This is a genomic window from Pseudomonas sp. OTU5201, assembly GCF_038440135.1.
GTDB lineage: Bacteria > Pseudomonadota > Gammaproteobacteria > Pseudomonadales > Pseudomonadaceae > Metapseudomonas > Metapseudomonas resinovorans.
Map to the genome: position 1 here is coordinate 19,211 of NZ_JASATC010000043.1, position 21,516 is coordinate 40,726.

General features: G+C 62.8%; 14 protein-coding genes. 2 read left to right on the forward strand and 12 right to left on the reverse strand.

Annotated elements, in window-relative coordinates; genetic code table 11:
* Positions 1–120: 120 nt before the first annotated feature.
* The 6 genes from AAHM40_RS22275 to AAHM40_RS22300 form a co-directional block, all read right to left on the reverse strand.
* The gene (locus tag AAHM40_RS22275; RefSeq protein WP_342246609.1) at positions 121–8,832 is read right to left on the reverse strand and encodes a GH36-type glycosyl hydrolase domain-containing protein; all 8,712 of its coding nucleotides are present in this window, start codon (positions 8,830–8,832) and stop codon (positions 121–123) included.
* Positions 8,833–9,496: 664 nt separating this feature from the next.
* The gene (locus AAHM40_RS22280) at positions 9,497–12,670 is read right to left on the reverse strand and encodes an efflux RND transporter permease subunit (protein WP_342246610.1); all 3,174 of its coding nucleotides are present in this window, start codon (positions 12,668–12,670) and stop codon (positions 9,497–9,499) included.
* 16 nt (positions 12,671–12,686) lie between these two features.
* Entirely contained in the window at positions 12,687–13,856 is a 1,170-nt protein-coding gene (locus tag AAHM40_RS22285) for an efflux RND transporter periplasmic adaptor subunit (protein ID WP_342246611.1), read from the reverse strand.
* 169 nt (positions 13,857–14,025) lie between these two features.
* Positions 14,026–14,154: a co-regulatory protein PtrA N-terminal domain-containing protein gene (locus AAHM40_RS22290; RefSeq protein WP_342246612.1), complete on the reverse strand. Its 129-nt coding sequence runs from the start codon at positions 14,152–14,154 to the stop codon at positions 14,026–14,028.
* A 118-nt stretch (positions 14,155–14,272) separates the two neighbouring features.
* Positions 14,273–14,695: a cupin domain-containing protein gene (locus tag AAHM40_RS22295; RefSeq protein ID WP_342246613.1), complete on the reverse strand. Its 423-nt coding sequence runs from the start codon at positions 14,693–14,695 to the stop codon at positions 14,273–14,275.
* On the reverse strand, positions 14,692–15,141 hold the full coding sequence (locus AAHM40_RS22300) for a carboxymuconolactone decarboxylase family protein (RefSeq protein ID WP_342246614.1): 450 nt from the start codon (positions 15,139–15,141) through the stop codon (positions 14,692–14,694). Before AAHM40_RS22300 ends, AAHM40_RS22295 begins: the two co-directional genes overlap by 4 nt.
* Before the next feature lie 115 nt (positions 15,142–15,256).
* Between AAHM40_RS22300 and AAHM40_RS22305 the strand changes: the two genes are divergently transcribed.
* The gene (locus AAHM40_RS22305; protein ID WP_342246615.1) at positions 15,257–16,177 is read left to right on the forward strand and encodes a LysR family transcriptional regulator; all 921 of its coding nucleotides are present in this window, start codon (positions 15,257–15,259) and stop codon (positions 16,175–16,177) included.
* Between the two features lie 165 nt (positions 16,178–16,342).
* Here the strand turns inward: AAHM40_RS22305 and AAHM40_RS22315 are convergent, their stop codons facing one another.
* Positions 16,343–17,230 (reverse strand): formate/nitrite transporter family protein, encoded by an 888-nt coding sequence (locus AAHM40_RS22315; protein ID WP_342246616.1) that lies wholly within the window; start codon positions 17,228–17,230, stop codon positions 16,343–16,345.
* A gap of 200 nt (positions 17,231–17,430) precedes the next feature.
* Here AAHM40_RS22315 and AAHM40_RS22320 point away from each other — a divergent pair, with 200 nt between their 5' ends.
* Positions 17,431–17,895 (forward strand): PA2169 family four-helix-bundle protein, encoded by a 465-nt coding sequence (locus tag AAHM40_RS22320; RefSeq protein WP_342246617.1) that lies wholly within the window; start codon positions 17,431–17,433, stop codon positions 17,893–17,895.
* Between the two features lie 188 nt (positions 17,896–18,083).
* On the opposite strand, the gene AAHM40_RS22325 is transcribed toward AAHM40_RS22320, so the two are convergent.
* The 5 genes from AAHM40_RS22325 to AAHM40_RS22345 all read right to left on the reverse strand — a co-directional run bounded on the left by AAHM40_RS22325 (position 18,084) and on the right by AAHM40_RS22345 (position 21,249).
* Complete coding sequence (locus AAHM40_RS22325; protein WP_342246618.1) at positions 18,084–18,524, reverse strand: PRC-barrel domain-containing protein; 441 nt, start codon at positions 18,522–18,524, stop codon at positions 18,084–18,086.
* 51 nt (positions 18,525–18,575) lie between these two features.
* A complete protein-coding gene (locus tag AAHM40_RS22330; RefSeq protein ID WP_342246619.1) occupies positions 18,576–18,752 on the reverse strand; it encodes a CsbD family protein in 177 nt (58 codons plus the stop codon).
* A 173-nt stretch (positions 18,753–18,925) separates the two neighbouring features.
* On the reverse strand, positions 18,926–19,267 hold the full coding sequence (locus AAHM40_RS22335) for a hypothetical protein (protein WP_342246620.1): 342 nt from the start codon (positions 19,265–19,267) through the stop codon (positions 18,926–18,928).
* A 707-nt stretch (positions 19,268–19,974) separates the two neighbouring features.
* Complete coding sequence (locus AAHM40_RS22340; RefSeq protein WP_342246621.1) at positions 19,975–20,388, reverse strand: cupin domain-containing protein; 414 nt, start codon at positions 20,386–20,388, stop codon at positions 19,975–19,977.
* A gap of 102 nt (positions 20,389–20,490) precedes the next feature.
* Positions 20,491–21,249, reverse strand: coding sequence for an SDR family oxidoreductase (locus AAHM40_RS22345; RefSeq protein WP_342246622.1), 759 nt, complete (start codon positions 21,247–21,249; stop codon positions 20,491–20,493).
* Positions 21,250–21,516 lie beyond the last annotated feature (267 nt).

Consider the following 21,516-nt stretch of genomic DNA (forward strand, 5'->3'; position numbering starts at 1 on the left):
AAAAGGCCAACCCTCCTGGTGGTCAGGGCTCAAACCGGATCACGTTATCGATACAGGTTCCGACTTTTCTCCAGGGCCGGGACTGTTCGCCGAGGGCAACGGAAGCTGCCGTGTCTTGTTTCAGGCCGTGCCATCCCCGTGCCCCGATGTGTGCGCGGCCCTGTCCTCGGGCCCGGCTCGCGGTTGCACGAGGCCGCAGGGTTGGCAGTGGACTTCGACATGGTGGTCCTGGCCATCGTCCACCAGGGGTACGCGGCCATCATCGCGCTTTTCGCCATCAAGGCTGACCTGCTGTCTTCCAGGCACGACATCGGTCTGCACCAGGTTGATGTGGTACAGCGTCGAGCCGAAGCGGTAGTCCAGGCGGTACCCCCGCGAGGCTGCCTGCAGCACGGGTGCGAAGCTCAGGCTTGCGCCCTCGCGGTGTACGCCCAACAGGGATTCGAGGATCAGGCGGAACATCCAGCCAGCCGCGCCGGTGTACCAGGTCCACCCGCCACGGCCTTCGTGCGGTGACATGGCATAGACATCGGCTGCCAGCACGTAGGGCTCGACTTTGTACGCTTCGATCGCGCCAGCTAGGCCATGGCTGATCGGGTTGATCATGTCGAGCAGTTCCCAGGCTCGTGCGCTGTCGCCCATTTCGGCGAAGGCCATGCTCGCCCAGACCGCTGCGTGGGTGTACTGACCGCCGTTCTCGCGTACACCGGGTACATAGCCCTTGATATAGCCAGGATCGGGTTGCGAGCGGTCAAACGGCGGTGCAAGCAGCAGGATCAGACGGGATTTGCGCTGCACCAGGTGCTCATGGAGGGAATCCATGGCCTGCCGTCGCCGCTCGGCCGGAGCAGCCCCCGAAAGGACACACCAGCTCTGGGCGATGGAGTCGATGCGGCATTCCTCATTGCCGGCCGAGCCGAGCGGCGATCCGTCATCGAAGTAGGCACGTCGATACCAGGCGCCATCCCAGCCGTGCGTGTCCAGGCTTGCACGTAGCAGCGCCGCCTGCTGGTTGCAGCGCACGGCAAAGGGGGTATCGCCATGCTCCTGCGCGGTCACCGCGAACTGCTCCATGACCGCGTGCTGGAAGAAGCCCAGCCACACGCTCTCACCCGTACCCAGTTCACCGACCCGGTTCATGCCGTCGTTCCAGTCGCCGCCCCCCATCAGTGGCAGTCCGTGGGCGCCGCGTGCCATTCCCCGTTCCAGCGCGCGCAGGCAATGCTGGTAGAGGCTTTCCTGCAGCAGCGAACGCTCCGGCAGGTCATAGTAGGATTCCTCGCCCGCATTCAGTTCACGTCCTTCGAGGTAGCCGACCCGCTCCTCGAGCACGGTCTGGTCGCCGGTTATCCGTACATAGCGGCTGACGGCCAAGGGCAGCCACAGATAGTCGTCCGAACAGCGCGTGCGCACGCCGCGGTCCAGGGGAGGGTGCCACCAATGTTGCACATCGCCTTCCAGGAACTGATGGGCCGCGCACAGCAGCATGTGCTCGCGCGCGCTCGCGGGCGTCGTGTGCAGCATGGCCATGCTGTCCTGCAGTTGGTCACGGAAGCCATAGGCGCCACCAGACTGGTAGTAGCCGCTGCGGGCCAGGAAGCGCGAGGCGATGACCTGGTACAGCAGCCAGCCATTGAGCAGGAGATCCACTGCGGGCTCTGCCGTTTCCACCCGCACTTGGCCCAGGGTTTCGCGCCAGTACTCGCGTACGGCGTGCAAGGCTTTATGGGCTGCACCAGGGGCGAGGGCATTGCGCAGCAGGTCCCTGGCAGCCCCGGCGTCCGGCTCGGCGCCCAGACAGAACACCAGTTCGCGTGAGGCTCCGGGGGCAAGTTCGATGCCGACCTGGAGGGCGGCGCAGGGGTCAAGGCCGCCGCCGCATTGCCCCAGGAGTTGCCCCTGGGCCATCGCGGCCGGTGCTTGGAGATTGCCGTTGCGGCCTATGAACTCGCTGCGGTCAGCGGTGTGGCTGCGGCGTGGCGGGGTCACCGCGAAAAACGCCACCCGTCCGGGAAACTCCATTGAGTAGGCATTACGCGCGAGCAGCGCGCCGCTTTCGCTGTCGAGCTCGGTGACCAGGTGCATGGCGGTCTTGTCCCGCAGGTCGCCCAATACCCACTCGACGTAGCCGGTAACGGACAGTTTGCGGGGGCGGCCGGAAAGGTTGCGGACTTTCAGCAGGGAATACTTGATCGGCGCATCGAGCGCCACGTAGACCCAGAGTTCGCTTTCGATACCTTCTTCGCGGTGCTCGAAACAGCTGTAGCCAAAGCCATGGCGTGTCACGTACGGCCCGCTGCCGCGCCGGGGCAAGGGCGTGGGCGACCAGTAGTGGCCGGTCTCGTCGTCGCGCAGGTAGAGCGCCTCGCCACCGGAATCTCGAACCGCATCGTTCTGCCAGGGTGTCAGGCGGAACTCGTGGGCATTGAGGTTCCAGGTATAGGCATTTCCACTTTCCGAGATGACGGTACCGAACGCCGGATTGGCCAGCACATTGACCCAGGGAGCAGGGGTGGCGACACCGGGTTCCAGCTTCAGCACGTACTCCTTGCCGTCGCGACTGAAACCTCCATAGGCGTTGGCCAGGCACAGGGCGGGGTCGGCGACGCCGGTGGCCGGCACCGGCGGTTGTGTCGGCGGGAGGATGAGGTCCGGGTCGAAGCGCTGCCAGGGCGCCTTGGGCTGCCGGCGAAGTACCTGGTCGTGCAGTGTGCCTGCGGTGTCGCTGAGAATGATCCGCGCGACTGCTTTGATCAGGGTGCGATCTTCTTGCGAGAGCTGTTGCGCCGGCCTCACGAAGATCCCGCCGGGCCGGTCGATCAGGTTGGCCTCGGCGCCAGAGGTGATCAGGCCCATGATCAGGTCCTGCAATTTCTGCCGGTAGCCCGCGCTGTCCTCGTTCCAGATCACCAGGTCGACCGCCAGGCCCTTCTGTCGCCAGTAGGCGTGGGCCTGCACCAGCTGGCGCACCAGCTCGATGTTGGCCGGATCGGCGATCTGCAGCAGCACGATTGGCAAGTCGCCGGAAATGGCCTGGCCCCAGAGGCCGGACTGGTTGCGCTGATTGCTGGTCAGGGCGCCGTTCTTGGCTCGTAGAGCCCCATTGGCATAGAGGATGGACGCAGCCATTTGCTCGTAGAGCCAGGCATCTGCCAGGGATACGTTGAGCTGACGCAGCAGCACCTGACTGTGGGTCCAGGCGAGATCGAAAACCCGGTCGGCAAGGTGGCGGTCGCGGTACTTGTCGATCAGTTGCAGGCAGCCATCGCGGCTGTCGCTGACGCCGCTGACCAGGTCGAGGGTGACGCTCTCGCCCGCATCCAGGGAGATACGGCAGCGGATCGATGCAACAGGGTCGAGGACGGAACCGGAGGCGCCACCCAGCGCCTGCGCGTCGGAATCCATGGCCGCCGGGTTGACCAGGCTGCGGCCCCGGCCGATGAAGCGCGCGCGGTCGGTCTCGTAGGAGATGGCCTCGATGTTCGCCCCATGCACCGCCAGCAGGTGACAGAACCAGGGTGCCTGCTCCTCGCGCGAACGTGGCCGGCGCGTGCAGAGGATCGCCTGGAGTGGCTCGAGTAGTTCGGTCTGTACAAAAAGATTGCTGAACGCCCGGTGCAACGCATCGCTGATGGCCGGTGCCAGCACCACTTCGGCATAGCTGGTGATCTCGATGCTGCGCCGGGCGCGAGCGCGGTTGGTCAAGGTGATCCTGCGCAGTTCGATGTCATCTTCCGGGGAAACGACAATCTCACTGTGGGCGTCGAAGTCACGATGGCGAACGCGAAACTCCGCGCGGGCATCGGAGAAAATAGCTTCATACTGGTCCGGGCGTTTCAGCGTCGGCTGGTGCGCGGCGGACCAGAATTCATCGCTGGCGATATCGCGCAGGTAACAGAACATGCCCCAGTCATCGCAAGTGACGTCTTCGTGCCAGCGCGTGACGGCCATCTCGCGGCAGCGACTGTAGCCGCCACCGGCGCTGCTGACCATCACGTGGTAGCGGCCATTGGAGAGCAGTTGCACGGCGGGCTGACGGCGTCCCGGATCTGCGTATATACGCAGCCTGTTCTCGACGGGACGGGTGGCGGTGCTGCCGGCCTGGAAGTCGTAGGTGTACTGGTACTCCTGCGCGCTCTTGGGCACACGCTCCTGCAACAACAGCGCACTCGCCTGGAACTGCGGATCCGACTCGAAGCGCTTCTGCATGGGACGATCGAGCAACAGGCTGGCCAGTGCCAGCAAGCTCATGCCCTGGTGGTGGGCCATGAACGAACGCACCACTGCAAAGCCTTGTCCTCGGGGCAGGCGCGCCTGGGTGAAGTCGATGGCTTCGTACAGACCATAGCGTCCGGCCAAGCCTTGTGTGGCCAGGGCTTGCAGATTACGGCAGGCCAGCTCAGGGGCTATCAGCAGGGCGAGTGCCGAGGCGTAGGGTGCCACCACCATGTCATCGCCAAGGCCACGCTTGAGTCCCAGGCCGGGTACGCCGAAGGCCCGATACTGGTAATTGAAGTGCGCATCCAGCGTGTTGTAGCCGGACTCCGATACCCCCCAGGGAAGCCCCATCTGCTGGCCGTATTCGATCTGCCGGGCGACCGCGGCGCAGCACGTCTGGTCGAGCAGGGTGCCTTCGTAATTCGGCATCACCAGCAGCGGCATCAGGTACTCGAACATCGAGCCGGACCAGGACAACAGGACCGGTACTCCCCGAGTGCTGGTGAGCAGGCGGCCAAGGCTGAACCAGCTCGACTGGGGCAATTGGCCCTGGGCGATCGCCACGAAGGTGCTCAGCCGTGCTTCGGACGCGAGCAGGTCGTAGTAGCTGCCATCCCGGCGGCGTTCGTCGACGTTGTAGCCGATACAGAACAGGTTGCGCTCGCTGTCATATAGGAAGCCGAAGTCCATCTCCGCGAAGCCGGCCGCTGCCTCGGCCAGGCGCTCGGCATCGCCGATCCGTGCGGCTGCATGGCGGCGCACTGCGGCCACGCTGTCTCGCACCGATTCAGGCCACAGGTCGGCATCGACTTGGGCGAGTTGGCGCCAGGAGGGCAGGGGCGAAAGGTCTGCGCAGGCGGACTCAACGTCGGAGCCGGGCAACTGGCAGAGTCGCAACTGGTCGTGCAGGTCCGCGCATTGTGCGCGTAGGGCTTGCAGCCAGAATGCGGCATCACTGTCGGGCGCAGCTTCGCTGGCCGTCGCCAGTTCCTCCACGCGGTCGCGCAGTGTTTGCAGGCAACCGCAGGCTGCCGCCAGCGATGTCGGCGGCTCTGCCAGTACGGCATCCAGCAGGTCGCGAAGCCTGCGCAGGGATGGCCTCGCGTGTTCTTCTTCGGCGCAAGCGACCTCCAGGACGGCAAGGGTGTCTTCGAGACCACGCAACTGGTTCGCCTGGAATGGGCTATCGTCCGCCAGCGCCAGAAGTCCGGGGCCCAGGGTCAGCAGCATTCCCGCCAGGTTGCCGCTGTCCACGGTCGAGACATATTGCGGGGCCAGGGGCTGCAAAGTCTGGGTGTCGTACCAGTTGTAGAAGTGCCGGCGGTGACGGTCGAGACGCGCCATGGTGGCCAGGGTGTGTTCGCAGCGCTGTAGCAGGCGTGTCGCACTGAGGTAGCCGAAGTCATAGGCGGCCAGGTTAGCCAGGATGGCGGCCCCTATGTTGGTCGGTGACGTGCGGTGGGCGAGGGTAGGGGTGGGGTGCTCCTGGAGGTTATCGGGCGGCAGCCAGTTGTCCTCGGGGGCGACATGCTGGTCGAAGAATGCCCACGTCTGACGCGCCAGGTTGCGCAGAAAGCGCAGGTCTACTGCCGCTGGAGCAAAGCGCTTGGGTGTCGACGGCCTGCTCAGTCGCCAGGCGATGGCGGGGCTGGCCAGCCACAGCAACAGCAGGGGGGCGGCCGCCGCCAGGGCCGCCGGTTTCATCAGCAGCAACGCCGCGAGCAACACGGCCAGTGCCGGGCCGATCCACATCATCCGGTACAGGCCGCTCAGTTGGTTGGTGCTGGTGCGTTCGACTTCCCGTGATGGGCTCCACTGCAACAGCCACGATTTGCTGACGTACATGCGCCACAGCGTGCGGAGGATGGCGTCGAGGCTGTAGTGGCTTTCATGGGGCAGCCAGGCCAGGCTCAGCAAGGCGCGGGAAAAATGCTGGGAGGAGGTGCGCAGGCAGGCGGTGAGGTGCTGCCCCAGCGACATGTCATGGGGTTTGCGCACCAGATCGAGCAATGATGCGAGCAGGGGCGTGAGCATGCCGATGGCGAGTATCGCCAAAGTCCAGCCCAGGGGCTGGTCCACGAGAAGCCAGCCGGCCAGGAACATCGACAGAAACGCGGCGGGTTCGAGGCTGCGCCGCAGGTTGTCGGCGATCTTCCAGCGCGACAGGGCATCAAGACGGTTGCGCTCGTGGCGCCCTTGGGCGTTCGGCGCCCAGGGGAGGGTCCAGGGCAACAGTTGCCAGTCGCCGCGAATCCAGCGGTGACGGCGCTTCACATCACTGCTGTAGCGCGACGGGAATTCCTCGTACAGCTGCACATCGCTGAGCAGCCCGGAGCGTGCGAAGCAACCCTCGATCAGGTCATGGCTGAGGATCCTGTTATTCGGGAACTGGCCGTTGAGGGACCGCTCGAAGGCATCCACCGCGTAGATGCCCTTGCCGATGAACGAGCCTTGTTGGAACAGGTCCTGGTAAACGTCCGATACGGCACGGGTATAGGGGTCGACGCCGGCATCGCTGCCGAGCAGTTGGGCGTATACGGAGCGCGCCGTGCTCGGCAGGCTGATGCCCACCCGTGGTTGCAGGATGGCGTAACCACCGATGATACATGGCCGCCGGGGATCGAACCGGGCGCGGTTGAGCGGGTGAGCCAGGGTGCCGACGAACTGCCGCGCGGCATCACGCGGCAGCTGAGTATCGGTGTCGAGGGTGATGACGTACTGCACCTGACGGAGGATGTCGATCCTGCCGACAATCAAGGAGAAGCGATCCAGGCCGGTACCGCGCAACAGGGCGTTGAGCTCGGAGAGCTTGCCCCGCTTGCGCTCGAAGCCCATCCAGGTTCGCTCAGCCGGGTTCCAGCGACGCGCGCGATGGAACAGGAAGAACCGGTCTACCGCGCCGCCGGGGTATTTGAGGTTCAGCGCTTCGATACACCCTTGCGCCAGGGACTGCAATTCGACGTCCTGCTCCTGAACTTCGGTGCCGGCGTCCAGGAAATCGCTCAGAAGGGCGAAATGCAGGTTGTCGTCGCGGTTGGCCAGGAAACGGACCTCAAGGCCTTCGCACAGCTCGTCGATGTCCTTGGCGCTACCGATCAAGGTGGGCACCACCACCAGGGTGCGAGCCTCGGTGGGGATACCTTTGCTGTAATCCAACCGTGGTAGTTGGTGGGGAGTCACGGTCAGGGTGACCAGCCAGTTCACCAGGCTGACCGCCAACCGGCTCGCCATCAGGGCGGCGGACAGCGCCAACAGGGCCACTGCAATGGTAGGCAGCCCGCTGGCCAGCGCCCAATGGATGAAAGGCCAGGTCAAGCCCAGTGCCAGCGCGATCACCGGGCCCAGATAGAAGAGCAAGGGCGCGCTCCGCAATAAGCGTTCCCAGCGTTCCCGGAGTGTCAGGCGAACTCCCAGGCGTTGTTCGAGTTCAGGCCGTCCGTTGTCGATGAGGTAGTAGCCAACGTGGCCGGCGATCGCCTCGGCCGGCGCGCGACTTGCCAGCTCGAGGGCGGTGCGGGCAACGGCTGATTCCGAGTGTTCGCAGCGCTTGGCCAGGTGTTCGACCACATGCCGATAAAGGTCCCGGGTAGCGAACTCCATGGTGCTGTACACACCGGAGGGGTCCTCTTGCAACGACTGCTCGACATGGCTCATGGCTTCGACGAAGTCACGCCAGTTGGTTGCCGACAACAGGCGCAGGCTGGCAATGCTGTTGCTGACGGCTACCTGGTCGGCGGCTTGCTGCTGGGCATCAGCCGATACCAGGCGCTCGATGCTCAGCCCGGATTCGGCCAGATGCTGTTCGATCCAGCTCAGCGGCAATGCCAGCGCCGCGCTCTGACCTTGCAGGCGGCGGGCCAGTTCGGCGACGAAGGAGCTGGTCATCGGCGGCGAAGCGCGCGCCATGTCGGCCACTGTCAACACCACGCTCTTCGGGTCCTGCTCGGCAGTCTCGGCCAACCGATCCGCCCAGTCATCGGCCAGGTTGCGGTCATCCCAGTTGGCCATAACGCGTGAGGCCACGCGGCGCAGGTTCTCGATCAGCGCCAGGCGCAGCATGATGGGAATAGCCCAGAGTTCGCCGAGCTTGAGCGGGGTCGTCGCCTGGTAGGCGCTGACGAATCGACTGAGGCTGTCGCAGTCTACCCGTCCATCTCCGTGGGAAATGGTCTCCAGGGCGATGTCATAAACCCGCGGTAGCCCCTCAGAGCCGCCGGTAGCCAAGTGCGGCAGCTCCCGGCAGTAACCCGTCGGAAGGTGTTTCCGGGCGGTGCGGATCTGCTCTTCGATGAGGTAGTGGTTGTCCAGCAGCCATTCCCCGGCGGGCGTAATGCGCCGGCTCGACAGCGCGGCAGCCGTAAGAATCCTGCAACTGCTGGCGAGGGTCGCTTCGTTGTCGGCCAGCCGCTGCAACAACCCGTCCGGCTTCCTGAGGGGGCTGAGCCGGTGCAGCCCAGCGAGGAGAGGGCCATGCTGCTCCATCTGTTCCGCGCTGAAGAGGTCAGAGCGCAAGTCGGGCTCATACTCGAAATGTTGGAAGGCCGTCCGCCAGCGCGAGAGCAGGGCGTTGAGAGTGGGTGGCCGGAGCGATGCCAAGGTATGCAAGATATTCATCGCAGTAGTCGCCAATAGCGTCGGAATGCTCGTGCGCATGCCCGGCCGCTGGGGTCACGGCACGCAGTGCCGCAACCCCATCATGCAGCTACCCGGGTCACGTGCTGTGCAAAGTTGCCTGATCGAGTCTGGGTGGAGAGTCCACAGGCGTCTGTCTGCTAGCGCACATAGGTGGACGTTGCGCCGTTCGCCGGTCGAGCGGGGATTCCCCGCGCATTTTTCCCTGAGGTAGCCATGCACACTGACGCGGCGGCAACGTTCTTTGCGGACGTCTCGCCGAGTTCCCTGTTAGAGCGGTGTCTCTTTTGCCACTTCACGGGGCTGATGTGGAACCAGCGATTGGATGCCCGGCTGAATTCGCTGGCGTCTGAATAGCCGAGTAGTCCTGCGATTTGCGCCAGGCTGATGGACGGGGCAGCCTGCTCATCCGATTCGGATCAGCCCCTGGTGAGCGCACTTCTCCAACAGCCGGATAACGATTGTGACGTGATAGGGGCTAGTCGCTCGGCGCCTGCTGCTGGGGAAGAGGGAGAGACACGGATTTCGTAGAGGCAAGGAACCAGCTGCCGGCCTTTTGATCTGGCATGAGGGACCGAGCAGCCAGCAACACCGTTGAATGCAACGGCGGTATTGCTGGCTGCCCGGCTTCAAGTTGACGCAGCAGTTAACGGTGAGGTGCGTAAAGGGGAGCTCCATCGACTATGGGACGTGCGATTGACTCTCCGGATAGCTTGCGAATCGCCACGTAGAAGATGGGTGTCAGGAACAGACCGAAGAGCGTCACCCCCAACATGCCCGCGAACACCGTGACCCCGGTGGCCAGGCGAATCTCGCCGCCGGCGCCCTGGCCTAACAGCAGCGGCACGGACCCTGCGATGAACGCGATGGAGGTCATGATGATCGGGCGCAGGCGCAGGCGGCACGCCTCGATGGTGGCCTCTAGGGTCTCCCGTCCCTGCATTTCCAGCTCCCGCGCGAACTCCACGATCAGGATGGCGTTCTTGCAGGCCAGCCCTATCAGGACCACAAGCCCCACCTGCACGAAAATATTGTTGTCGCCACCGGTCAGCCAGACGCCGAGGAGCGCGGAGAAGATCGAAGCCGGCACGATCAGGATCACCGAGAAGGGCAGGAGCCAGCTTTCGTACAGCACGGCAAGGGTCACGAAAACCAGCAGGATGGCCACCGGGAAGACGATGATCGCGGAGTTGGACTGGGTGACCTCCTGGTAGCTCAGGTCCGTCCATTCCAGTTCGATGCCCGCTGGCAATACCTTCGCAGCTATCTCGGTGATCTTCTCGATGGCCTGGGAAGACGACATCACTGTTGGATCGGTTCCGCCGATGAGGTCGGCAGCCGGATAGCCGTTGTAGCGGATGACCGGATCAGGGCCAAAGCTCTGCTCGACGCGCACGACCGAGGAGATGGGTACCATGACGCCCCGGTTGTTGCGCACTTGCAAACTCTCGATGTCGCTCACCTTCTGCCGATAGGCAGCATCCGCCTGGACCATGACGCGGTACACGCGGCCGAACTTGTTGAAGTCGTTGACGTACACCGCGCCGAGATAGGTTTGCAGGGTCTCGAAAATATCCTTCACGGACACACCCTGGACCTTGGCCTTTACCCGGTCTACCACCACTTCGAGTTGCGGGATGTTGGCCTGGTAGGAGGTCACCGGATAGGACATGCCGGGCGTGGCGGCGATCTCTGCCTGGAGTCGGGTCAGGGCGGCGTTCAGCGCCGGAAAGCCCAGACCCGCGCGGTCCTTAAGGTAGAGGGAATAGCCCGAGCCATTGCCGAGCCCTTGGATCGGCGGGGGCATCAAGGCATAGGTGTAACCGCCCTTGATCTTCGAGAACTTCTCGTTCAGCTCCGCCGTGATCTCCGTTGCAGTGCGGGTCCGCTCGTTGAAAGGCTTCAACACCACATAGGAAGCCGAAACGTTCGGCGTGTTCACCGTCTGCAGCGCATTGAAGCCGATGTAGTCGGAAACCAGCTCGACGCCTTCGGTGGAGCGAGCCGCATCGCTCATCTGCCGCGCTACCTCTGCCGTCCGCGACAGCGAAGCACCGCCCGGAAGCTGCGCGCCACTGAAGAGGTAGAGCTTGTCCTGGGTCGGGATGAAGCCGGCAGGAACCTGGTTGAACAGGTAAGCCGTGCCGCCCAGCAGGACCAGGTAGAACGACAGGAAGATGCCGCGCCTGCCCAGCGTTCTGGCTACGGAGCGGCCGTAGCCGTTGGAGCTTTTCAGGAAGAAGCGATTGAACGGCGTGAAGAGCCAGCCGAGGCAGGCGGAGATCAGCCTTTCGAACCTGTCCTTGGGCGCCCCGTGGGGCACCAGCAGTTTGGCTGCCAGGGCGGGCGAAAGGGTGAGCGAGTTGATGGCGGAGATGACGGTGGAGATGGCGATGGTCACCGCGAACTGCTTGTAGAACTCACCGGTGATCCCTGAGAGGAACGCCATCGGAACGAAGACGGCACAGAGCACCAGTGCGATGGCGATGATCGGGCCGGACACTTCCTCCATGGCCTTGTGGGCGGCCGCCTTGGGTGTGAGCCCTTCGGCGATGTAGCGCTCCACGTTCTCGACGACCACGATGGCGTCGTCCACCACGATGCCGATGGCCAGCACCAGGCCGAAGAGCGTCAGGGTGTTGATGGAATAGCCGAGCAACAGCAGGAACACGAAGGTGCCGACGACAGACACCGGCACCGCCGCCAGCGGAATGAGCGAGGCTCTCCAGGTCTGCAGGAAGAGGATGACGACCAGGATGACCAGCACCACAGCTTCGATCAGGGTGACCTTCACCGAGCTGATCGAATCCCGCACGAACGTAGTGGGGTCCCACACGGCCTGGTACTTGACGCCTTCGGGGAAATCCACGGCGAGCTTGTCGAGCTTGGCGTAGACCGCGTCGGCCACTTCCAGGGCGTTGGCGCCGGGGGAAAGGAAGACGCCGATGGTCGTGGCGTTCTGGCCGTTCTTCTGGACGCGCATGGTGTAATCGCCGGAGCCCAGCTCGACGCGCGCTACATCGGCAAGGGTCACGACCTGACCTTGGTCACCCACCTTGAGCACGATCTCCTTGAATTCGTCTTCGTTTTTCAGGCGGCCGCGAACGCTGATGGGAATCAGGAAGTTCGTGGAAGTCGGCGAGGGTTCCGCCCCCAGCTGGCCGGCGGATGCCTGGGCGTTCTGTTCACCGATCGCGCTCACCACGTCGGATACGGCAAGCCCGCGAGAAGCCAGCTTGTCCGGGTCCAGCCAGACGCGCATGGCGTAGTCGCCGGCACCGTAGAGTCCGACGTTGCCGATACCCTGGATTCTGGACAGCTCGTCCTTGACGTTGAGGGTCAGGTAGTTGCGCAGGTACAGGGAGTCGTACTTCGGGTCTTCGGAGAAGAGGCTCACATACATCAGCGGCGTGGGCGACTGCTTCTGGGTAGTCACACCGTACTGACGCACTTCCTCCGGCAGCCGGCTCAGCGCCTGGTTGACCCGGTTCTGTACCCGCACTGCTGCAGTGTCGGGGTCTACCGAGGGCTGGAAGGTGACGATGATCTGCAGGGTGCCGTCCGAGCCCGAAACGGACTTCATGTACATGATCCCCTCGACCCCGTTGATGGCTTCCTCGAGTGGTGTTGCGACGGTTTCCGAGATTTCCTTGGGATTGGCGCCGGAATAGACCGCACGCACTACCACGCTCGGCGGCACCACTTCCGGGTATTCGCCCACCGGCAGCTGCGGAATGGACACCATGCCCAGCGCGAAAATCACCAGGGACAGCACGATCGCGTAGATGGGTTTTTCAATGAATATTTTCGAGAAGTTCATGGCGGCTCACCTGCGGCTACATGGTGATTTCGACGGGGGCAACGACAGCGCCCGACACGGGCACTCTATGCAGGCCGTTGACCACGATGCGGTCATTCTTCGAGAGTCCTTTCGATACGATGCGAAGACCGTCATCGGTGAGCGCGCCGAGGACGATGTCCTGGCGGCTGACGGTGTTGTCTTCGGCCAGCACGTAGACGTACTTCTTGTCCTGGTCCGTCAGGACTGCCTTGTCATCCACCAGGATGGCATCCGCCTTTCCTGCGTTGGCCAAGCGCACTCGCGCGAAAAGGCCAGGCGTGAATTTGCGCTGGGTGTTGTCCAGGGTGGCGCGCGCCCGGATGGTGCCAGTCTGCGGGTCGAGCACGTTGTCGAGGAAATCCGCCTTGCCCGAATGAGGGAACCCTTCTTCGTTCGCCAGCCCCACGCGGACGGCAACGCCGGACTTGGATTCCTGACCTTGCGCATAGCTCAAGAAGCTTTTCTCGTCCGGATCGAAGTAGACGTATATGGGGTTGATCGAGACGACCCTGGTCAGCACCGATTGGTCCGCGACGGCCAGGTTTCCGAGGGTCAGTTGCGCGGTGCTCACCTTGCCGTCGATGGGCGAACGCACCTGGGTGAACTCCACGTTCAGCTTCGCCACCGCAACAGCGGCCTTGGCTTCTCTGACTGCGGCTTCGCTTTGCAGCAGGGCCGACCGCTTGGCGTCGGCGGCATCCCGGGAAATGGCGCTCGTGGGCAACAGGCGTTGGGCGCGCTGGTTTTGGACCTTGGCCAGGGCGAACGCCGCCTGGGCCTGTTCCAGGCGGGCGAGGGCGCTGTTCAGTTCAGCTTCGAAGGGGCGGGGGTCGATCTCGAACAGCAGGTCGCCGCGTTTGACTTCGCTGCCTTCGGCGAATGCGATCTGGCGGATGTAGCCGCTGACTCGTGGACGAATCTCGACGGCGTCGGTTGCCGCGATGCGCCCGTTGAACTCGTTCCATTGCTGGGTTTCCTTGTGCACCACTCGCGCGACATCGACGCTGGGGGCGACGGACGGTGCCGGGGTATCGGCCACGCCTTCCTTGCAGGCGGTCAACCCCAGCGAAAGCGCGACCAACAGCGCGATAGCGGAAAACCCGTTGCCGGTTGCCGGGACGTACTTCCGAACTGAAGTTCCTCTGTTCTGGGCGGGATTTTTCACGGTGGTTCTCCGTCCGCATCATGTTTGCGGTGCGCGATGGGTTAGGGGCTGGGCGTGCTTATCAGGCCGTCTTGAGCGCCTGACGAAGTGCTTAGGGGTTTACGCGGCCGTCCCTGGCATGGGCGTTTCCGGGCCACTTGAAGGCTTCAAGGAAAGCACCGGTTGCTGCCTAGCGGCTGATGGACGAGGCGTGGCGGGCGTCGATCTGTTCGATCAGGCGATCGCTGCCACCCTCGGCAAATACCGGGGCTGCAGTACCCACGACGGCACAAATGAACAGGATTTTGAGGGCTTTCATATCGATCTCCGGAACGTGATGTTCGAGTAAGGGTGGCGCTCTCGTTTCCATCGAAAGTTGCGAGAGCACCGATTTCCGCGCGCAACCGGGGGAGGCCGCGTTGCCGCTGCAGGGCGAACTAGGGTTTCAACTTGACGGGCTGGACGAGCGCCTCTTTGCCGTCGGACAACAGCCAGGCCACCAATGAAGCCGGTTCCGAAGCGCTGGCATTGCGGGTGACACGGTGCAACTGCATGGGGCTTTCGTACCAGGCGTCGCCCGCCTTGAAGCGCTGCGGAGCATGGCCGTCGAGGGCAGATTCCACTTCACCACTCAGCACCACCACGAAGACGTGTCCGGGGTGACGATGGGGCGTTGAGGTGGCGCCAGGGGCAAAGTCCACGCGTACCGCAGTGGCCGTCCTGTATAGCTGGGGCGGCAGTGTGGTCTGCGCGACCGGCGTGACGATTTCGTCTCCGGCACCGCCGCTCCCGTGGGCCAGGGCAGCGGTACTGAGCAACCCCATGAAGGCAATTCCGATGGTCTTGGTGAGCAGGTTCATGGCGCTAACTCCGGCTGCATCGCAAAGCCGACGCCGAAGCGGTTCCAGGCGTTGATCGCGGCAATGACGAAGGTGAGTTCAGCCAGCTCCTGCTCGGTGAACACGGCGGCCACCTGTTCGTAGACCTCATCGGGCGCATGACGCGTGGCAACCAGAGTCAGCGTTTCGGTCCAGAGTAGGGCGGCGCGTTCACGATCGTCGAAGAACGGTGTTTCCTTCCAGACGCTAACCGCCATCAGACGCTGGAGGCTTTCGCCTTCCTTGGCCGCATCGGTGGTGTGCATGTCAATGCAGTAGGCGCATCCGTTGATCTGAGAAGCGCGAATCCGTACCAGCTCACGCAGGGAACGCGGCAGCACCGATTCGGATGCGGCTTTTTCGAGGCCCATCATGGCCTTCATGGCTTGTGGAGCGGCTTGGTAGTAGTTGAGGCGTTTGGAACTCATCGCTGAACTCTCCAGAGTGGCCGAAGGATTTCGGCTCTGGAGTGAACTTTATTGGTCGAATAATCGTGGATAAACTAGCTTCAATCGTATTCATTGTGCGGAAATCAGGATAATCATGGCCTTCGATCGATTGGAAGCAATGCGTGCCTTCTGCCGGATCGTGGAGGTGGGAAGCTTTACCCGGGCAGCGGAGGCGTTGAACGTAGCGAAGACCACCATCTCCGGCCAGATTCAGGGGTTGGAATCGTTGCTGGGTGTGAAGCTGCTGCACAGGACCACGCGACGAGTCACGCCTACCACGGATGGCGCCGCCTACTACGAAAGGGCTCGCTCTGTGCTGGATGATCTCGACGAACTTGAGGCGTCGGTTGCCCGGAGCCGCAGCGTGGCACGTGGGAGGGTGAGGGTTGAGATGCCTTCCGGCGTCGCGACTTGCCTTGTCATCCCGTCACTACCGGAGTTCACAGCACAACATCCGCAGATTCAGCTGGATATCGGGTGCAGCGAACGAGTGGTCGACCTGGTCCAGGAAGGTATCGACTGTGCTTTCCGGGGTGGCCTGGTCGCAGATCAGGACCTGGTGTGTCGCCCTGTGGGGCTGATGCGCTTCTGCCTCTGTGCTTCGCCTCTGTACCTGATGAACGCCGCGCCCATTCTCAAGCCCGACGACATGCTGCATCAGCGGTATCTCGGTTTTACCTTTCCTAGCTCAGGCAAGCAGATGATCCCGATATTGCGGCGAGGCGACGACAGCTTCAGGATCGAACAACTGCCGGCAATGCGGTTCAATAATGGCGGCGCATACATCTCGGCCGGGTTGGCGGGCCTTGGCATCGTTTCGGTTCCACGCGCGGAGGCGAGTCCCCATTTTCAGTCGGGGGCTCTGGTGGAGGTCCTGCCTGACTGGGAGATGGACGGCATGCCGATCAGCCTCGTGTATCCCCCGACACGGCATTTGTCTGCGCGCGTCCGCGCCTTCGCAGAGTGGGGAGCAGCGCTAATGGCCAACGATCCGCTCTGGACGACGAAACGCTAGGCCCAAGGCACGTGCTTATTGAACTGTGCGGGTCGCGGCCGCCTATCAGGGCTGTTCTTTCCGCCACGCTGGGTGCGGATTTCCTGTCGACCTCACGCCAGAACGCCTGATTGGCGATACCGCCTATGGCAATGCCCCGATGCTGACCTGGATGGTCGAGCGCAACTAATCTTCGTCCTGCTGCGCGACCCGCTCGCGTTGGCGCTCGCGCTCCGCCTGCTGGAGTTCCACATCGCTGCGGATCTGGGCGTGACTGATCAGTGCGAAGATGAAACTGCCGCCGACGATGTTGCCGGCCAGGGTAGGGGCGGCGAATACCAGCCAGAACTCCATCCAGCCCAGCTCGCCCGCGAACACCAGGTAAGCGGCCTCTACCGAGCCGACCACGATGTGGGTGAAGTCGCCCAAGCCCATCAGGGTGGTGATCATGACGATGATCCAGAACTTGGCGTTTTCCTGGGCTGGGATCATCCAGACCATGGTGGCGATCATCCAGCCGGAAACAACGCCACGGGCGAACATCTGGATGGTGTCGTTCTCCATCAGCTTGCGACCGATTTCGAGAAACGCCGCGTCGGTTTGCGCGTCGAAGATCGGCAGCCTGAGCATCACGTAGGCGACCAGCAGGGTTCCGACGAGGTTGCCCGCCAGTACCACGCTCCAGAGCTTGCCCAGGCGGCCGAAGTTACCCGGCGTGGGTTTGTTCATGACGGGGAGTACCGCCGTCAGAGTGTTCTCGGTGAAGAGTTGCTGGCGGGCCAGGATCACCGCGAGAAAGCCCGCCGAGTAGCCGATACTGGAAATCGCCACGGCACCCTCAATGCCATCCAAGCGCGCCCGCAGTAACCCCATGCCCATCATCGAAAGCCCCATGGACAGGCCAGCCGCAAGTGCTGACCACCACAGCGCGGCCACCGTACGTTGCAACTCCTGGTCACCCTGCAAACGGATGATCTCATGGACCACCGCGGCTCGCGGCGACTTGCCCTTCTGTACTTCGCGCTCTTCGCTGGGGGAGAGGGCGGGAGTTTTGTCGCTGTTGCTCTTGTCCATGGCGATAACCTTTGCAGGATGGCTACTCACTTGTGACCGTGCCCCGCGTGAGTGGACTCCATGCCATCCATCGCAGCACCAATGACCGCTGGGGAAATTACCTGAACGATCATCACCCCGAGCACGTCGGAACCTGAGGAGGCCCGTATCGGGTCAGCCATCCACCTACTGGTCGCAGCTGCGGCAAGGAGCAGAAACACATGGAACTCACAGAAGATCGCAAAGAGATCGTTCACACCCTCAACAATCTCATTGAAACCAGCAAGGACGGCGAAGCGGGCTTCAAGGTTTGTGCCGATGACGTCAAGCGACCGGACCTCAAGCAAGTGTTCATGGAGCACTCGCGGCAATGCGGTACGGCGGCAGCCGAATTGCAAAGGGCGGTGTTGGAACTCGGCGGCAAGCCCGAAGACAGCACCAGCGTCAGCGGCGACCTGCATCGGCGCTGGGTAGACCTGAAATCCCTGGTGACCGGCAAGGATGAGGAAGCCATCCTCAACGAAGCCGAACGCGGCGAGGACGTGGCCAAGAAGCACTATGCCGAAGCGCTCCGCAAAAACCTGCCGACGGATATTCGCGCAATCGTCCAGCGGCAGTACGAAGGCGTGATGCGCAATCATGATCAGATCAAGGCGCTGCGCAACGTAGAGCGTGCCAGGGGCTGACCCGTATAGCGTCGGTATTCGTGGTGCTGGACGCGCCCATGGCCCGGTCTTGCACCGGGCCTTTTAATTTGAGCAAGGCAGCGAAGGTCGCCGTGGCCATCAATGGTGTCCGCCACGTGAAGAACGGCCTGGTCCACAAGCCCGGTCCTGTAAGCGCCGGGCCTCTTGCTTGCCACCTGCCATAGCGCTTACAGGCCGCTGGAGCCCGCGGGTTTGACAGGCTGATAGTAGGCATGAATTTCCTTTTGCCATGCCTGGTCGGCCATGTTGGGCCAGTGGCTCTTGTCGAAGCCTGGCGCCTCCTTGAGGCGATCCTTGTCGACGTTCAAGGTAAAGCGCTTGTGTTTCGTATCGAGCGTCAATGCTTTCCAGGGGACCGCAAAGAGTTTTCCTCCCATGCCCAGGATTGGTCCGAAGGACAGGACCGCGTAGATCACTCGGCCCGTGCGCATGTCCAGCATGATCTCCTTGATGTCGCCCAGGTCTTCATCCTTGAGGTTGTAGACATCGTTGCCGATCAGGGTGTCGGCCCCCATCAGCTCAGGCCCGGGTCCTTGCCTGGTTTCCGGGCCCAAGTCAGTTTCGTTGGTGCGGTACATGCCGAAGGTGTCTTTTTCCACATAGTTCATAGTGATCTCCAGTCGCAGCAATGATGTCGCTTGCCCATCGATTGAGCGGACTCAACCGTCGTTCGTGAGATCTTCCCTGAGGTCGCCATAGTGCTCCTGGATCTTCCCGGCGGTGTCTTGCACTTTGCCTTTGTTCTCCAGGGTCTTGTTGCCGATGATCTTGCCGGTAGCTTGCTTGACCTGGCCTTTCACCTGTTTGACCTGACCTTTCACTTGATCTTTGTTCATGGGGTGCTCCAGCAGTGTGGGTGAATGAAACGCGCCGGGGTTCTGGCTCTCAGCGCCCGGCCGTCCAAGGATGAGCACTGCTCCCTGCAGCGTCTGTACGGAAACTCACATTGCCATTCCGACGAGCTGAGTCGATGGAGAGAAGCAGTACGCAGGGGGGATGCTCCGCGCGACTAGATCATCTGGGCGATCAGAACGGAGTTGGTATAGATCAGGCTGCCATCGCTGGCCCGATGCCCGACCAGGTGGAAATGGCCGCGGTGACTGTCCGGGTCCAGATAGACGCGCAGCTGGCAATCGGACAGAGGGCTATATTCCACAGGCATGCTCAGGTCCAGGGTCGTCATGTCGACATCGACCATGACTTCGGACAGGTGGCTCTTCTGCAGGTATTCCTCGGCCTGCTCCAGGCGTAGATGGTCGTTTCCAGTCAGGTAGAACTGGATATCCTCCACCGGGGTGGACCGCTGCCCGCTGCTGGTCTTGCACCAGCCTTCGATGGTCAAGGTACTCATGGCTCTGCCCCCTTGGGCTGATGCCCGGCCGGGATTGGCTGTGAAGACCAGCGTGGCAGCCTTCACGCGACCGGTCGGTACGCTGGCCAACTTAGCCGTTCCCTTAACTGGTCCTGCCGCTACTCATAGAAGTGCGGTCAGGGCAGGTGCAGTTGTGATTCTGTTGATAGCCCCGACGGTTTCATCCACTACCTGCTGGTTGTGGCCACCGGAGCGCTGGTGTTCCTGATCATGCAAGGCCGACGCGTCTCATGCTGTCGTTGTCAGCTCCGCCTCGCGTTTCCGGGCCGTAGATGCGCAGAGTGCGCGGTGCGGGCACCCTCGTTACTGCAACCGCAGTGTGGATCTAGAACCGGGTTTTAGCGGGCTCGCTTAACTGGCCGGGCGCGCAGGGACGTAGAGCAGCAGGGGCCGCCAGAAGGTCTGGCTTCAACGTTGTCGGTCGAGGTCGCGCCGCTCGAAAACACCATGATCGCGCCAGCAGCCGAGACCACCACGGCGCCGATGCAAAGCTGCAGACCTATCACTGTTCTCTTGTTGTGCCGCGGTACTTCGGCCTTGGTCTTGGAGCTTCCGCCGTGGGCCTTGGTGACCTTCTCTTCTGGGGGGCATTGTCTTGTTTCCTGTTGCAAACCGATAACCGCGCAACGTCCCGGCGGCAGTAGCCTGCCGCCGGGGTGCCGAGCGTCGATCAGCGCGTTGCCCTGCTATTTATTTGCGGGCGTGACGAGTTCCTTTTCGTTGCTGTCGAGAATGAACACGGCCTTCAGGCGAGCAGGTTCCGTGTCACTGGCGTTAGCGCTTACCCCGTGAAACGAGCCAGGCTCTTCGACGAAGTGTTCGCCGACCTTGTAGACCTTCTCTGGCGAGCCATTGACGCTGCTGCGCACCGCGCCTTCAAGGACCGTGGCATAGATGAAGGCCGACTTTGGATGGGTGTGGGAGGGCGACGCGCCGCCCGGCTCGTATTCGACGAGCACAACTTTCATGCTCTTGCCAGGGACGTTCGGCAGAGGGTGATCGAATACCACCGTCACCTTGCCTGGAGCCCGGTCGCCAGCCGACGCGGGGGTAATCGAGAAGACTGCAAAAGCTACGGCTAAGAAAAGTCGAGTGAGCATGACAATTCACCTTCGAATGTATCTGTGGTGAAAGCGCGGCCCACTGCCGGGCCGACGCTTTGCGGATTTGTTCATGGGTCTGACGTGTCCAGGGGATTGTTATTATCCGACCTTGACTTTCGACTCGGCGAGCCAGTCCTCGAAGCGGATAGCGCCGAGGCGTGCGTTCTTGCCGGGGGTCAGTGATCGATCGTCGAGAAGGGCGCCGAAGTAGCGCGCACGCACGTCCGGTACGACCCTGCGCATGTCCTGCGTTAATCGCAGGAAGCGCCTGACCATTTCGTCAAGCGGCACGGCCTCGGGACCGGCGACTTCGAGCGTGCCGTTGACCGGCGGTGCGACCGAGACATCGGCGAGCGCCGCCGCCACGTCGTCGGACGCGATCGGCTGGAACAGCGCCGGCGACAGGCGAATCTCCTCGCCGACGACGGCTGCCTGCGCAATGCCGCCGACGAATTCGAAGAACTGCGTGGCGCGCAGAATGGTGTAAGGAATACTGGACGCCTTGATGATGTTTTCCTGGGCGACCTTCGCCCGGAAATAGCCGCACTCGGGAAGCCGTTCGCTACCGACGATCGACAGGGCGACATGGTGGCGGACGCCAGCCGCCGCTTCGGCAGCCAGCAGGTTACGGCTCGACGTCTCGAAGAATTCGAGGACGGCCTGGTCCTCCCACGACGGCGCATTCGCCACGTCGACGACGATATCGGCACCCTCCATCGCGTGGGCCAGGCCTTCGCGGGTGATGCTGTTCACGCCCGTGCTGGGACCGGCTGCGAGTACGTCATGGCCGCGCTCGCGGAGGTTCTTCACAACTTTCGATCCGATGAGGCCAGAGCCTCCGATGACGACGATTTTCATGGGGTCTCTCCGCTTCTCGACGGCAACCATTGCCGTCGGTGTAGAGAGAGAGTGCGCGCGCGCTGCAGGGAAGTCCTTGTACGTGCCTTGAGTTTCCCTTCGGGGAAGCTTGGTTATTCGTCCAAGTAAATGGTTGTTCGACTGGCATCCCATGCCGTCGGCGGTGCAGCCAGTTGCGCGCCGCCGCATTATCACCTTCAGGTACTTATCACCAGTCGTCCGCGGCCCAGAGCCGAGGGCGCCAGGCTAGGAGATACTGACCTTGCA